This window comes from Microbulbifer maximicatervae (SeqCode) (genome assembly GCF_052468155.1).
Genome location: NZ_CP174335.1, coordinates 4,068,398 through 4,083,113, shown reverse-complemented (window position 1 = coordinate 4,083,113; position 14,716 = coordinate 4,068,398). Strand labels below are relative to the sequence as shown.

General features: G+C 41.7%; 11 protein-coding genes and 1 pseudogene. 7 read left to right on the top strand and 5 right to left on the bottom strand.

Annotation, left to right across the window (positions count from 1 at the left end; genetic code table 11):
• Positions 1-1,124 precede the first annotated feature (1,124 nt).
• Positions 1,125-1,721 carry a hypothetical protein gene (locus ACJJIY_RS17385; protein WP_444913615.1) on the top strand — a complete coding sequence of 199 codons (597 nt, stop codon included), beginning with the start codon at positions 1,125-1,127 and terminating at the stop codon, positions 1,719-1,721.
• 474 nt (positions 1,722-2,195) lie between these two features.
• On the opposite strand, the gene ACJJIY_RS17380 is transcribed toward ACJJIY_RS17385, so the two are convergent.
• Positions 2,196-2,327, bottom strand: a complete 132-nt coding sequence (locus tag ACJJIY_RS17380) for a carbon storage regulator (protein ID WP_445354386.1) — start codon at positions 2,325-2,327, stop codon at positions 2,196-2,198.
• Between the two features lie 390 nt (positions 2,328-2,717).
• On the opposite strand from ACJJIY_RS17380, the gene ACJJIY_RS17375 reads away from it, so the two are divergent.
• Positions 2,718-3,269, top strand: coding sequence for a hypothetical protein (locus tag ACJJIY_RS17375; RefSeq protein ID WP_445358488.1), 552 nt, complete (start codon positions 2,718-2,720; stop codon positions 3,267-3,269).
• Between the two features lie 92 nt (positions 3,270-3,361).
• Here ACJJIY_RS17375 and ACJJIY_RS17370 read toward each other — a convergent pair whose 3' ends face one another.
• Complete coding sequence (locus tag ACJJIY_RS17370) at positions 3,362-3,577, bottom strand: hypothetical protein (RefSeq protein WP_445359678.1); 216 nt, start codon at positions 3,575-3,577, stop codon at positions 3,362-3,364.
• A 692-nt stretch (positions 3,578-4,269) separates the two neighbouring features.
• Between ACJJIY_RS17370 and ACJJIY_RS17365 the strand changes: the two genes are divergently transcribed.
• On the top strand, positions 4,270-4,707 hold the full coding sequence (locus tag ACJJIY_RS17365; RefSeq protein WP_445358487.1) for a hypothetical protein: 438 nt from the start codon (positions 4,270-4,272) through the stop codon (positions 4,705-4,707).
• A gap of 293 nt (positions 4,708-5,000) precedes the next feature.
• On the opposite strand, the pseudogene ACJJIY_RS17360 reads toward ACJJIY_RS17365, so the two are convergent.
• Positions 5,001-5,084, bottom strand: a pseudogene (locus ACJJIY_RS17360) (carbon storage regulator); the annotation flags it as partial.
• 359 nt (positions 5,085-5,443) lie between these two features.
• On the opposite strand from ACJJIY_RS17360, the gene ACJJIY_RS17355 reads away from it, so the two are divergent.
• Positions 5,444-5,899 (top strand): hypothetical protein, encoded by a 456-nt coding sequence (locus ACJJIY_RS17355; RefSeq protein WP_444917025.1) that lies wholly within the window; start codon positions 5,444-5,446, stop codon positions 5,897-5,899.
• Complete coding sequence (locus tag ACJJIY_RS17350; RefSeq protein WP_444897101.1) at positions 5,896-6,057, top strand: hypothetical protein; 162 nt, start codon at positions 5,896-5,898, stop codon at positions 6,055-6,057. Before ACJJIY_RS17355 ends, ACJJIY_RS17350 begins: the two co-directional genes overlap by 4 nt.
• A gap of 204 nt (positions 6,058-6,261) precedes the next feature.
• Here ACJJIY_RS17350 and csrA read toward each other — a convergent pair whose 3' ends face one another.
• Complete coding sequence (gene csrA, locus ACJJIY_RS17345; RefSeq protein WP_445358486.1) at positions 6,262-6,450, bottom strand: carbon storage regulator CsrA; 189 nt, start codon at positions 6,448-6,450, stop codon at positions 6,262-6,264.
• 978 nt (positions 6,451-7,428) lie between these two features.
• Positions 7,429-7,680: a hypothetical protein gene (locus ACJJIY_RS17340; RefSeq protein ID WP_445358485.1), complete on the bottom strand. Its 252-nt coding sequence runs from the start codon at positions 7,678-7,680 to the stop codon at positions 7,429-7,431.
• An 81-nt stretch (positions 7,681-7,761) separates the two neighbouring features.
• Between ACJJIY_RS17340 and ACJJIY_RS17335 the strand changes: the two genes are divergently transcribed.
• A complete protein-coding gene (locus tag ACJJIY_RS17335; RefSeq protein ID WP_445358484.1) occupies positions 7,762-8,100 on the top strand; it encodes a helix-turn-helix domain-containing protein in 339 nt (112 codons plus the stop codon).
• 48 nt (positions 8,101-8,148) lie between these two features.
• Complete coding sequence (locus ACJJIY_RS17330; RefSeq protein WP_445358483.1) at positions 8,149-14,295, top strand: NACHT domain-containing protein; 6,147 nt, start codon at positions 8,149-8,151, stop codon at positions 14,293-14,295.
• Positions 14,296-14,716 lie beyond the last annotated feature (421 nt).

Genomic DNA, 14,716 nt, shown 5'->3' with positions numbered 1-14,716 from the left:
TTCGATGCTTTAGGCTCAATATATTTGTTTCCTGATGATATTCAAGTGGTGGGTGGGTATTCCTTGGCGCATTGTTTTTTCTCATGAGGAAGTTGGTACAAAGGCTATTTTCAAATCAGCTTTTAATATTTTTACCTGTGCTTTTTGTACAGATATCCTTAAAAAGTCTATTCAATAAAATCATCTTACTGGTGTGCGGTTTGAACATCGCTTAGCTTAACTCTTGAGGGGGCTCATTTTATTAATTAAGGGCCCCCGCGATTCTCAAGATTAATAGGCTCTATGGTGGCAGGGCCCCAGTCATCTTTTCCTATCAAAATACACGAAGATCTTCTCCCGATGAATGGGGTGAGATTTGGGTATTGTAGATATCACGCTTTACATGGTTGCCGGTTACGTCCAGTAATGTAACCTAGACATTTGTACCGATTTTAATGCTCTCACCTTTAGGAAACTCTAAGATCAGAATTTTTTAGTGCCAATACTTAAGGTTGTGGCTGGGCATTCCCTGCTTCAGAAGTTACAGGTAGAACGGAGTAAAGTGTGAATGGCATAGGCGCTAAGTTCCTATAGTTTGAGGAATCACTACAAGTGGTTGAATTCACAAAGCTTTTACAGTTTTGTGTTATTTTGCTTACTAGGCCACAACAATATTGCACGGTGCTTTAGTTTAAGATTTTCTAAAATTGGTTTTTAAATGATGATTTACTGGCGGACGCACCGGGTATTATGCTCCATAATAACGACCTAAAGAACCATCAATATCTATATTCAGGGAGGATCGTAGAAATTGAACATGATATCAGAAAGGATTTGGTCACTAAGAACGTTAGACTGGAACAGGGTTCGTCGAAAACGACTGATCAATGTTAAACGCAACAGTGTCTCTTCTAAAGGAAAGTTTAATTTAGGTACTAGCGTTAGAAAGGGACCAACCCCACAGCCATTTTTTCTTGGTTTCTATACAGAGAGCGAGATAATCCAATACTAAACAGATCCTTCCAAGACTTCCGTGTACAAAGTATCTCCTTGCTCGATGTTAATACAGGGAGTCGGTATACTCGGTTGCTAGCTTGGAATCTCATAGTAACTTTTAAATAAACACTCTCATTAGGGGAGCATTCATGAAGCTACCAACACTTATTTTCTCTTTGGCCCTGGTTTCTATCGTGAGCGGATGTGCGTCTAATCAGCATATCTACTCATCAGACGGTAAATGTCTTACCTGCTGGAATAATCCGGTTACTGGCGACCCCATCAATCACGATGGAAATACTCGCCAGCAACAAGCTGCACAGGAATCCCAGATGGAGCAGACAAGCACTACCGACAAAACTGCGGTGAATACATCTGCCAATAAGCCTACTAATCATAAAATCGCATTTACCGTGCCTGTGAATGTGGACGTGGTGTTCATGAAAATTAAAAGAGAATTTGAATACCAATCAACCAGTGAAATCCAGCAAGAATTTGGTAGCTTGGCAAGTACAAAGATGCAGAATTTTGAGTATCACTACGATATTATGCCATCTATGTATTACCACATGAGGGATACTCGTATGCATAACGGTGTGATTACAGTAATTGATTTTAGGGTCGAAAAGGTCGCTGATAAGGAAAGCTCTATAGAAATTACTTACTGGCCACAAGCCAAGTCAGTTAATGCCATTCATTTCGGGGAATCTCTGAAAGATCGTACACGAAAGGCATTAAATATCTAATGGAAGGAAAGGGACGCCAATCTGTTTTTATATTGTCTGAATGGCCTTTTTCCAGAGCGCTGCCGGAGAGTCTAATAGGCAAGATGAGAAGCAGGGTGAGAGTAGTGAGTACACCCCTGAGTAAATTATGAATCCTCTGATGGTCTATTTTCGTTCATTGGGTTATGGCGATTAAAGGGGGGAGGTAACTGATAGACGTTAGTCTAAGCAGATTGCATTAACGCTAGCAATGTATAAACTCAGCTGACCGTCCCAGTTAGAGTCGATTCTTGATTTATAGAAGAGCGGGGGACACATGTAAAGATAGCTTTAAAATAGCGACGTATCTATCTTGGAGTTGTTGTGTCCTTATGGGCGCGATTACTATGAGCAAAAGTTGGATGCTAGGATGGGAGATTCTCCTTCTATTAGGAATCTATTTTCAAAGCCCTCTATTTTTTAATTTTTTCTATTTTGAGATCCACGTAGATTTTTTCATTGTAGTGGCAAGGGAGTCCGGGCATGGATACCTATCTTTACTTGAATTCCTTTCACTTCCAGTACTGTGATCGAGACACTCGCTCCAATTCTTAGGTGCTCGCTTGTTCGGCGCTTTAGGATCAACATGTATATATCAAGTCTTGGCTGGGTATTCCTTAGTGGGGAAGCTTGGTAAGTAATGTTTGGAGGCGGCATGGAGTGCGGCACAGAGGCGGTGGTCACGGAATAGAAAAGGGCGGGCGCTACAACCTGTAAAATTAACTCCGTTTTTTAAATACGATTTTAACTAAGCTAGCCGAGGCCTATAGCTCTAGCTCTCTACACTATTTGTTGGATGCCCAACAAATTTTCTAAAAGATAATCTTAGATGCTGCTTGCTTTAATACATTTGCATTGAGGAATATAAATTTTATTGGGTGCCTAGCATTTTTCCTATCTATCCCCTTTAGTCAATGGTCGAGGCGATTTATACTTCTATTTGGCATGTCCCCATTACTGTAAAAACAAGGAAGAAACATGAAAATAGGGAAAATTATAATTTTAATATTATTTACAGGGGGCAATGCTGCCTGCTCAATTACATCCAACCCTCCAATCACTATCGAGCGTGCAGAGCAATTTTCTAATTTAGTGGAGTTTGTTGAAAAGGAAATTGGCTCATATCAACTATTTGATGAGTGGAAATCTCAAGTAGAGTCGCCAGGTGTAATTAATTATCGGGCTTACTTTACATTCGTTAATACTAAATCAATTAGAAAACCAATTGATGATGTAGGTGGCTATTGTAGAGTAAAAGGTGGAAAGTTTTATTCCATTGGTTCCAATGAAATCCAAGTTTTGCGAGATAATGGAGTTAGGGCAGCAGTTACATCGGCCTCTTTCGCCAAGTCTTTAGGCGCCTCTGATGAAGTTGCTATGCGATCAGCAAGTATTGCTACTGAAAGACTTCATAAGTTTTATCGAAACTCAGGCTTAGCTGAAGATCAGCAAATAATCTCTGATTTGTCAAAGAGGGGTTATTTAGGTACTGCGGTATGTAAGCTAGAGGATAGAACGTGGTCAATATAGGTTGTACCTACCGCATACCACCCGAGAGATCCAACAAATCAGCTGACTTCAAGTCACCTGGATCTGAACATTTCAGTAACGGAAATCTGAGTTCAGTACCTGAGGAACCTATGAGCGGATTGTTTTGGGCGTAGCATCAATGTTGCTCCCGCAGGAGGTGCCAGCTCAGAGACCGGCAGCTGCATCTGAATGCTATCGGGCAAGGTCAAATCAACAGAAGCCTGAAAAGCCGCTATAGTCACCGGGATCAACTTGGGTCGTCGCTTGCTCTGCTTGCTGTGCCAATAAGTATAGGTTCTGGGTTTCAGATCGTGTTGTTGACAATATACTGTCTGGGAAAATCGCTGTTGTTCCTGGCACTGATATGCTCCTCCAAAATTCGGATTTTCTCTGGGGGTTCATTGAGAACTCCTGATTATTGAAAATCAGGAGAGTAGAGAAAAGTTGGCTGATTTTTAGATGAGGTTGCTTGATCGCTTACAAGATTTGGGGGCATGGATGCCTATCTTTTCTTGATTGCTTTCCATTTCCAGTACAGCAGCTAGGATATTTGTTCCAATTTATGAGCTTTCGTCGGTTCGGTGCTTTATGGCCAACCTATTTACTTCCCTTTGGAATTCAAGCCGTGGGTAGGTACGGCCCCTATTTTTTGCCTAATTTGGAGAGGGCAGGATTTTGACTGGACAAATACACCAGCCACAAGCATTTAATTAATCTATCTAGGTACTTTGATTGAGTTGCTTTTAAAGTTATAGTGAGGAGTGGTGTAAATAAGTTTTAGGTTAATCAATATATTTAAGGGAGGCGAACTATTAAGTTTCTAGATAGTGCAGTTATTTTAGCTTGTATTACAGCATTTCTTTACTCGGCTAGCACGGCGTTTACACACGGATTCTTTCAATTCTTAGATTTGGATGGAGAGATCCTGGACAGAAACTTTCATCAAATTCTATATCATGGAATGATTCTCAATATATGGACCATACTATATGTTCCGTTAGTGGCGGCAGGCTTGGTGACTTTTTATTCATTGTACAAAATTTGCCTTAGTGAATATGTAAATAAAGACACTGCAAGCGCAAGGAATATAGTTAATTTTAAAAAAAAGATCAAATTGCCGACCAAAAAGAGTAGGCCTCTTGTTTTAAAATATGAAAGAAAATATAAAAATTCATGGTCCATCCTCATTGGGGTAGTTATTTTTATCATGGGGATGGCTCATTTTGAAAAGAAGGGTGTGCAAGAGGCAAGAAAAATTTTGCAAAATATCAAGACTGATAAAAACAGTAGAGTGATAGTGCAAATTAACGGCGCGAAAAAGGAGCTATTGTACCTTTATTGCGGTTCAAGAAACTGTGCCGCTTTTAATAAAAAAACAAATGAGATTGTCTACTTTCCACAAAGTGGGCATAGTTATGTCCGGCAAAAAGAAATTTAATAGATGAGCATGAACTGTCAATTGAGGCTGTGCTGCTTCAGTTGGCCCTTGGGTTTAGCAATCTGAAAATGGGATGGCTAGCCAATACAGGAGCAATAATTACAGGCATGAGCTAGCGGAATCGGTTCAAAATACCACTTAAGAATCAGTTTAAACTTCTATTGAGCAAGTACGAGCGCCTCCTTCCTTGGAGAATCTGCCCTTAATGTCTTCCATTGCTTGTTTTTTGTTAGTTATTGAGTTGTACATAGATCTCTTCACGGCGGATAGGGGGGGATACCTGTCTTTACTTAATTTCCCTTCACTTTTAGTGTTGTGATCGAAACACCCATTCCAATTATTAGGTTCTCGCCTGTTCGGCGCTTTAGGATCAACATGTTTTCTCCTGCCGATACTCAAGCAATGGGTGGGCATTCCTTGGTGGGGAAGCTTGGTAAGTGATACTTGGTGGAAGAGTGGGGTGGGGCGCGGGGGCGGTGGGCGCAGAATAGGAAAAGGCGGGCGCTAGGCTCAAATGGTCATTCGCGTTATCATTACCCATCCATATCGGGCTTTCACTTATTAACGTCCATGATTGGTCGGATCGCAATGAACCGGGAAAATACTGCCTTCAGTGACAGCTAAAGGCGGATCTCAACAGGCAGATTCAAGGAGAAGAAATGCAACCGTCACATAAGGAAACGTTAGAGCGGTATGATGTATTTCGAGCGCAAGCAGAGATATAGCAAAAGAAAGTTTGCCCGGAAACCTGAAGGGCGTTCTAAATGTTGAAGGTATAGATCACAAAACCTTAAATGCTTTCCAGGCTTGGAAGGATACCGCTGAACGAAAGGTTTTATGGAATTGGGAATTTTCCCGGAGCTATAAGATTTTCTACCCGAAGTCATTCGATATGTCAGTTTGGTTGGGAAATACTCTATGTTCAATGTCCCTTGGTCGCCCTACATTCAAGGGCACCGAAATGCGTTTAGATTTTATAGAGAGAGCCCCTAAGAATTGTCCATACGCCGGTGAAATGTTCAGTATTTCTCTATTGGCGTATGAAATTTATGGGGATCTAATTGGTGCAAAGAAAATTCGCATCATGGAGCCTATGAATGACAAGCTCATTAAGTACTATATGTCTCATGGTGGGTTTAAATTGGTTGGTTCAAAGAAAGGCAATCCACATTATCTGGTAAGAGACTTATGAACGATAAAGAAAGATACGAACAGGCAAAAAAGAAAGCCGAAGAGAGGGCAAAAGAGTTGTTCAAGTCACTTCCCGAAGACATTAAGGAAGAGCTTGAAAAAGATAGCACTTTGGGCTCACCGGAAAACCTAATAGATCGTAGTGATGAAGAAGAATAGGTTGAAAAATGACCTTAGTTTTCTGCGAGCTAGTTATACTGCTTGTTCGATCCAATTTGTGTTGACTTTTACCTTTCTGTGGAGAGGTGACTTTTTGTAGTTGTGAAGAGGGCTGTTTAAGTTCACTGCCCTATACCTCGAAGATAACTAGCTATTAATAGCGTCTTTATTGAGGTGTAGCCTCCTTCCTTGGAGAACCTTCCCTCAACGCCTTCCATTGCCTACTTTTTGTTCTCTTTTGATACGCACAAAGATCTCTTCTCGATGGACGGGAAGGGATTTGGGGGCGCGGATGCCTATCTTTACTTGATTTCCCTTCACTTCCAGTACTGTGATTGAGACATTTGTTCCAATTCTTAGGTTCTCGCCTGTTCGGCGCTTTAGGATCAACATGTTTTCTTCCTACCGATACTCAAACTGTGGGTGGGCATTCCTTGGTGGGGAAGCTTGGTAAGGGATACTTGATAGGAGAGTGGGGTGGGCCGCGGGGGCGGTGGGCGCAGAATAGGAAAAGGCGGGCGCTAGGCTCCCAGAGCTTGGAGAATCGCTCCAAGCTGCTGATTGTGCTCCACTTTATTGAAGACGAGCGGGTTTCTAGCGTAGTATGCATACAGCCATCTTGATACTTGTTCTATCAATTTGGTTAGCTGGCCCCTGGTGTTGCAGCACCTTGGGTCAGCGCCTTTTCTCTATTCTTAATTCACGCTGTGGTTCTCTCGTTGAAAGTATGGACTCTTCAGAAATTTCGGGATCTTTGCTAGAGGACAGCGACCGTAGAAATTTTCTTGATCGCAACCCGCCATACTGATAGACATTTATCAATTCTACTTAGCTGTGACACTGAATAAAACTTAATATATTCCAATAAGAAAATTTACGCGCCTATATTTCTCTAAGTTTCTGTGCTGAAAGGCTGGTTTCCTTAGTTGCTTATTGTGCTCCCGTATTTGGTGCTGGTTAATGCTTTAGTCGATATGGCTGGGGATTATATTTTATAATTGGTGGGTGCCCAGAATTGCTCTTTACGTTGATGACCTATTTTCGTTCAGTCGGATATTAAGATGAATGGGAAAAGGTAACTGATAAAAGTTAGTGTAAAAAGATAGCAGCAACGCTAGCTATATAGTGAACTCGGCTGATCATTCTAGCTAGTGTTGATTTTTCACTTATAGAGCCTGGGAAGCTGCATTCTGATACGTGTGGAGATAGTGTGCTCTCAAAGATGCCACTATGACGATAAAAAAGGGGAGGGGGGGGCTCGGCTCCTTTCATTGTGAATCCGTTCTCATCATCTCTACTACCCACTTTTTGTTCGTTTTCGATCCATATATGGATCTCCTTTCGATGCAAAGGAGGGGATGCCTAGTTGTATTAAAAAAGATCGTATTTAACCCTGTTGATACAGCTTCTCGCTTTGGCAAGTATTAAGCTCGGTGCTGTGCTTATCTCAATATCGTGAACTTCAAATTTCCAATTGCCGACGACTTGATCCCACGACTCTTCCTTAACCTTGCCATTTCGCCAAGTGTTGGATATCAGCATTGGCTTGCCATCCCTCGTTCTATCGGACATACGCACCCAGTGCTTGTACAGCCCTATATAGACAACAACTACCTGTAACATTACAATTTCTCATAATTGATAAAATATTAAAATATTAAAATTGCTAAATTAGCAAATTACTAGCTCTACGGTGTTGTCAATTTGCAATCTGGAGTTGTGTTTGATCAGGTGGTTGGGGCTGTGTTGGCTCACTATCGTAAAGCTGCTGGTTTGAATCAGAGCGAAGCAGTGGATGGCTTGAGCTTAGGGCCTTCCAGCTTATCTAGGTTAGAGAAAGGCGATTATTCGCTAAGCATGGAGCAGCTTTTTGAGTTGTCGAGGCGCTATGGTGTGTCTATGGCAGAAGTGACGGCCAGTATTGAGCAAACCTTAGATAACGCGATAAAGAATGGTATAGCTGTAGAGACCGAGAAGAAATCAAATACTGGTTTGTTGCTACTAGGTGCTGCGGCAATATCTGCATTGGTAATTGCAAATTGATAAGCATAAAAAACAAAGATAAATAGCTAAAGGAGCTAATTAGCTGTTATGAGTACTAACTCCGGGGATGGTGAGCGTACAGCAATGTTAGGTTATGTGCCGCAGTATGAAATAGCGGCAAGCTTAATATATGAAGCTTTGCTTGATGGAAGTCTAGAGTGGTTTCGAGTAGCTGACCCAGATGCAGGAAGCTTGGATGACATACTTATAGCGACTACAGGTAAGCTTGATGCGTATCAGGTGAAGTGGGCGGAATATACTAAAGCAATAAGTTATGCCGATTTTGTAAGAGATAGTACTACAAAAAAGGAAGGTAAAAAACTTAGCCTTTTCAGGCAGCTTACAGAAGGGTGGGCAGACCTAAATGAGAGTTACAAAGAAAGAACAGTAAAGGTCCATTTGCTTCACAAGTTAGTACCTAGCTCAAACCCTATAGCCGAAATTCCTGTGGGCGAAACACCACCCCAACATGCTCACTTTCAAGCATTTTTAAAAGAGTGCTGGTTCGATAGATCATGGTGCGAAACGGGCCTTGATAATGCCGCCGCGTGCTGGAAGAAGGCATTGATGGATCTACAGCGTAGATCTGGGTTTAACGATGATCGATTTTTGATATTTATTCGTTGTTGTGAACTTGAATTCAACTATAAACGGCCAGCCGACATTCCTGTAACTAATCAGGGGCAAGCAAGAAAACAAGAGGATATTGGAAAAATATTCAACCTCCTAACGCAAATGGCTGGAGGTGAGCGTCGAATTATTGAACTATCTAAAGATGATATGTTGGATAGGTTGGCATGGACCCATAGATTTAAGTATAAGTTTGTTCACGAATTCCCTATCGATCAAACTTATCAAGAAATTGAAGAAACTGTTAGTTCTATATCTGATGTTTTGTCAGAAACCAAGCAAGGCTATATTGCATTGCTAGGAAGTCCTGGTTCGGGAAAGTCAACAACGCTTACCCATACTTTAAAATATAAATCGGGATATAAGTTAGTTAGATATTATGCGTATGTTCCAGATAGCACGTACCAAGGGCGTGGTGAAGCGACTACGTTTCTTCACGATATCACCTTGTCGCTAAGAAATCACGGTTTTCGTGGTGAAAGTTCTGGGCAGCCTGGATCAAGGGAGGAATATCTGTCCTTGTTTGGGGAGCAACTTCAGCAAGCCCACGAAAAATGGAAAAATGATGACGTAGTCACCATTGTTATGGTAGATGGTTTAGACCACATCCAGCGAGAGCAAAATCCGCTACAGAGCTTGTTGTCAGATTTACCCTCTCCTAACACTGTGCCTGAGGGCGTGATATTTATTCTTGGGAGTCAGACGTTAGAGTTGGACGACCTCTCTGACATGATAAAAGAGCATGTCAGATATGAAGGCAGAACCATTGTCATATCCCCTCTAACTCGGCCAAACGTCTATGCGGCCATAAACGAATGGCCAGGTTGTACCAAACTAACAGATGATAATAAAAGGAAGATTTTCGAAAAATCGTTGGGGCATCCACTGTCTTTGGTTTATTTACTGCAGTTTATCACCGGCAGTTCGGATAGAAATTTTGATGAGGTTGTTGATGAGTTCCCTCTTTACCAAGGGCATATTGAGCAAAGTTACTCGGTTTATTGGAGGCAAATAGAGGGTAACCAGAACCTTGTTGATTTGCTTGCGTTGTTATCAAGATTGAGAGTGCCATTAAATACTCAGGTTCTTGATAAATGGTCAGACCACTCAACCATTCGCGAGTTTATTTCGAGTGCATCACATTACTTTAAGAAGGATAGTGATGTAAGTTGGCGATTTTTCCATAACAGTTTTAGGCAGTTTATTTTGGATAAAACTAGCCGAAATCTATTTGGAAATTTTGATGATTCAAAAAATATAGAATATCACAAGGTGTTGGCTGAGCACTGTCTCCAATCATCTGATAGCGATCCAATGCGATGGGAGGCTGTTTACCATCTTTTTAATTCTCAGCAGATGGAAGCTGTCATTGATGCAGGGACGCAAGGCTATTTTAGAGAGCAGTTCTTTAGTCTTCGGAATATTTCGAGTGTGACAGATGACATTGATGCTGTCCTATTGTCAGCGAAGGAGCTAAATGACCCACTTGCGGTAGTGAGGTGTATCTTAATTGAGTGTGAACTTAGAGAACGAGGAGACGCCCTCAATGAAGTAGATGTACTTAATCTCTTGTTTTCATCTGAGGGGATAAGTTCAGCGCTTAATTATATGTTCGATGGGGAGTTGCTCGGGGTAAGTGATTCTGAAGCTCTCATGTTTTCTAAAGTCCTTGCTGAGAACGGGTTCTTTAGTGAAGCTAAAAGAGTTTTTGAATCTGCCGAGCCACTAAGTTATTTGTCAGGTGGGGATAGAGTTGATCCTCATCATGGTGGATCTCAAGATTTGAAGCGATGGGCTGATGTGGCTCATTATTTCATGCCGCTAGGCGATATTGTATCGACTATACACCAGACGAAGTATAAAGATGATGATGCGGGGTCATGGAGTAGAGATGATGAAGACCTTCACACTCACTTAATGAAACGGTTGATCAATGGTGTTTACGAAACAAAAGACGAAAGAAAAATAGGTGAGCTTTTCTCTTTCTTGTCAGGAAAAATAGAGCACTTTGATAGTCTCTTAGATTTATGCTTCTCCATATGTATTAGCCAATATCCATCGGCTTTGATAGGCACCGCATTCAAGACAGTTATTGATTGGTCTGAAAATGAAGGCGATGATTTGGAGTTTTCAGAAAGGTTGTTGGTTGCTGAGTTGGATTACAGAACCAACGGAAGAGTAGAGGAAACTAAAAAGTGGTTTGAAAATTCAGAACAGCCAAAACTGTATAAGTATGGCTTTCACGGCCAATGGAAGAACTTAAGCCCGTTCGCAGATAGAATTCGGTTTAATAGATTACTGGCAGCGTTAGGTCAAGATGTTGACCCAGTTAAGGTGGTTCCAAAAGAAAGTGACGAAAGATACACAGGAAATGTCTTATTTGAACGTGCCTTAGTCAGGTTTTCAAGCATTTGGGGGCGAGGTTGGGCTGGAGAGAAGCTACTGCCAAGTCTTATCGTTCAAGAAATAAAGCCATCATTTGATTTGTTCCGAAAGCCGTATAGTCAAACAAGAAATTGGACTGGGTGGTATGAGTTTGAATCAGCGGCTGTAGATTACTTTAACTTCGTAATAAGGGCTACATCTCAGCACGGGCAGGATTGTATTTTAGCCTTGGCTGATGCTTTTAGAAAAGATTGGGATAGGCGATATTGGCCGACTAGCTGGCGAAGAGAAATCGCTTTCACTTTGTATAAAGAAGGGTATGGTAGGGATGGTTTGGTTGACGTTCTCAATCAAATCGAAGAAGAGATACCCGGTTTCGACGAAATTCACTCCAAAATATCTGAGTACTATGAACTTTCTATAATTTGGTCAAAGATTGGCGAGACTGGTCGATCGAGTAGTCTGGTGCCAAAGGTCTTTATGGGATCTTTTGGAATACACCATAGAAAAGATAGGCAGTTCTCTCATTGGGTATCGTGGCTGGGTAGGTTGGTTAACCAATATCCTGATTTGGCCTACGATGAAATATGTCAATTCTCTTTGGCGTTAGTAAATTTGGAACAGTCGGGAAATGGTCGCGGCACTCAAGAGGCAGGGCTTGATCTAATCGCTATTGCCACGAGTTGGAATCCACAATATGGTTTAAAGCTATTGAGATGGTTATTCGACCATAAAGGACTCCACTATGTTCCGGGTCTAACAGGGCTGCTTTCTGGAATGCTTGATGGCTCTACTCCCCCCTTTAAAGAAATATCTGTGACGGCGAGAAAGCTACTGATTCCTTTCGAAGAGTACAACCCTTCTGATCTGCCTAAAAAATTTGTATCTCACCTCTGTTTGTCTTCTGATGATGGCGTGACGGAAGAGGTAGAAGAGCTAATCATATCTATCAGAACACACCTATTACCTTCAAATCGATACTCTTGGTTAGAGGGGGTGGCGCTTGGCGTCAGGGAAGCGGGGTTGGACAATAGTCCTTATGCATCTATGGCGATTTCTACACCTCAAGAAAAACATGTTACTCATGAACCCTCTCTGACATTAAATACTGGCGAGAAACTTACAGATGAAGAAGCTCAGCTGAAAGTAAACTCTGCTGAAAGCCTATTTCAGCTTCTTCGATCTGTAGAGTCTGTCGATTATTTTCGGTGGGTGAATTTGATTCAGCCATTTTTAGTGGGTATGAGCGTCCATCAATTGGGCGAGCTTCATAAGTTATTAAAGCCGCATCAGCCTGATAATAATGTTATTTCATGCATTGCTGGCGCACTGTCTTCACGCGGTGAAATAGATAAGGCGAACAACCTGCTTGAAGATCTATTCGATAACTCGGACGCTAAAGGCTGGGATTTGCATTGGGATGGGGGTTCTAGGCAATCGATATTTAAGGCTCTCGTTGAAATAGATGCCAAACAGTGGCGGCCTAAAGCGATTGCTTGCTTGGTGGATGATTATATTGGTGAATTTCGATACCCGAGCAGGCTAGTTTTGAATTTGGAAGAGATTGTCGACATCCTCTTCGAGGATAAAGACGTACTACCTATTTGGAAGGAAATCAAAGATCACGTATACCAGCTAGACGATTTTGAACAAGATGCCGAAAAACCACCGATACTATCAGATGACATTGAAGAGAAAGCCCACGCCAGATTACTCATTGAGTTCGCATTCGAAATGTTCGATGTAGGCATTCCTGAGTTAGGGAATATGGCCCACCAGGCAATCGTTAATATGTCTAAAATTGAAGAGAATTGGCCAGAAGTTCGTAGGCAAATGGCTTATAGAATAGGCAAAGTTGGACTGACACAGATAAAAATGGTGTCTTTGTTAAGTAGTTTGGTGGATGATTTCAAGGGATTTGTTCTTCAGTTTGAAGATGAAATATCTTCACTCTGTGCGTCGGAAGACTTTAGTGTGAGGATGCTTGCCTTAGATTTGTCTAATAGGTTAGAAATCGAAGGTAGATTACCTCCGAAAGAGCGATCAAAGCTGCCCTTGGTATACGAACTGGAGTTACCCGAAATAAGTAATAGAAAGGAAGCTATACCTTTTTCCGCCATCCGGCCAGGGGAAACATTTCCTGATGTTGATGATCCGGTTGAGCTGCTTAGACCTTTGTTGACTGAAGCGAAGTTTGTGGCTGATATGTCAAACGTACCATTTGAGAATCTGGCCTACAGGGTTTCTGAGTTTATGAAAACTTTGATTCCAGAGAATGAATGGAATAAACAGGCAGAGGAAACTTATAGAAACTGGATGGAGGGGGTTGGGCTCAAGCTGACCTATCATAGGCTGCGACCGAAAGTGGCAAAGCTCGCACTCTCTCATGTGGTATGCGAATTGTGGGATGCAGGACGAATACCTCCCAAAGGAATACATCTTCTGCAAGCTATTTTCAAACGCAGTGATGAATTGTTGTTGGCGCTTGAGCCCAGGGTTCGACCTGAGTGCATTGCTGTACCTCAGGCAAAAGATCGAGAGATATCCCCCAAACACGATGAGTGGTTAGGAGATATTGAACAAGGTTTTACACAATTTGTTGATAGTATCGAAACTGGGGAACAAATCATTGGTGAACTAACAACCTGGAGTTGGTTAGATTGGAATTTGCCAACTGAAATTCGTATGTCTACAGTCTGTCATCCAAAATGGAATAGCGATGTAGATGTTAAGTCACCCGCTACTTTATTTCCAAGCATGATGGACTGGTATGCCATTGATTACCCTGAAATCACTGCTACTAATGAACCTTCGCTGGTAATTTATGGTACAGGTTCATACATTGATCACGGAGGCCTTGAGTGGTTAGCGTTAAATCCATCTATAGGCTTTTCTTTAGGGTGGTCTATTTCAGAGGAAGGGCTTTTTCGTTGGGTCAATCATGAGGGCGAAATAATGGTTGAAAGTATTTATTGGAAAGATGGCCCTATTTCCCGGCAACCTCCCAAAATGGATGACATCTGTTCGAATGGGTGGTTAGTCGTCGCCTCAAACAAAGCAATAGTCAAGATCCGAGAAAAGATTGGCAATGCAGTTAAGGCTAATGCTGTTGTACGGAGTTATAGCCGCAGTATATATGATCCCGTGACACAAAATATTCAGCGAAGAAATAGGTGGTAACTGTATTTAGATGTAGAGTGGCTTTATGTTTCTCAGATGTTTATTGGTTTTCTCACTGCGCTTTTTATGCTGGGTAATTCGCCTTTATAGTATTCCGCAATTAGATCTTCTCTAGAAGCCGGAAGGGTTATAAACGGCTTATCTTTGAGTGCTCCAGGGGGAGGGTGTAAATAATACAGCTGCACCTTGCCCTCTCATTTCAAAAAGCTCCAGTTGCAACAGGAAGACCCGAAAAACGTACTGAGGCATACCTCTAACACACCACTGAATAGAATTGAGTTGGGCTTCTTTGAAAGCTCGTTCCGCATTTTCCCTAGAGTAGAAGAGCAACATTTCGATAAAGTAGCAATAGATGCTCATTTGCCAGTGTGGCTCTCCGCTACTTTTTTAGGGAAAAAAAGTTCAAGTTCCAATACTAAAT

What these genes read in the sequence shown, in the direction of transcription:
- ACJJIY_RS17385 (WP_444913615.1), top strand. Translation starts at nt 1,125, where the DNA reads ATGAAGCTACCAACACTTATTTTCTCTTTGGCCCTGGTTTCTATCGTG.
- ACJJIY_RS17380 (WP_445354386.1), bottom strand. Translation starts at nt 2,327, where the DNA reads ATGTTGATCCTAAAGCGCCGAACAAGCGAGCACCTAAGAATTGGAGCG.
- ACJJIY_RS17375 (WP_445358488.1), top strand. Translation starts at nt 2,718, where the DNA reads ATGAAAATAGGGAAAATTATAATTTTAATATTATTTACAGGGGGCAAT.
- ACJJIY_RS17350 (WP_444897101.1), top strand. Translation starts at nt 5,896, where the DNA reads ATGAACGATAAAGAAAGATACGAACAGGCAAAAAAGAAAGCCGAAGAG.
- csrA (WP_445358486.1), bottom strand. Translation starts at nt 6,450, where the DNA reads ATGTTGATCCTAAAGCGCCGAACAGGCGAGAACCTAAGAATTGGAACA.
- ACJJIY_RS17340 (WP_445358485.1), bottom strand. Translation starts at nt 7,680, where the DNA reads ATGTTACAGGTAGTTGTTGTCTATATAGGGCTGTACAAGCACTGGGTG.
- ACJJIY_RS17330 (WP_445358483.1), top strand. Translation starts at nt 8,149, where the DNA reads ATGAGTACTAACTCCGGGGATGGTGAGCGTACAGCAATGTTAGGTTAT.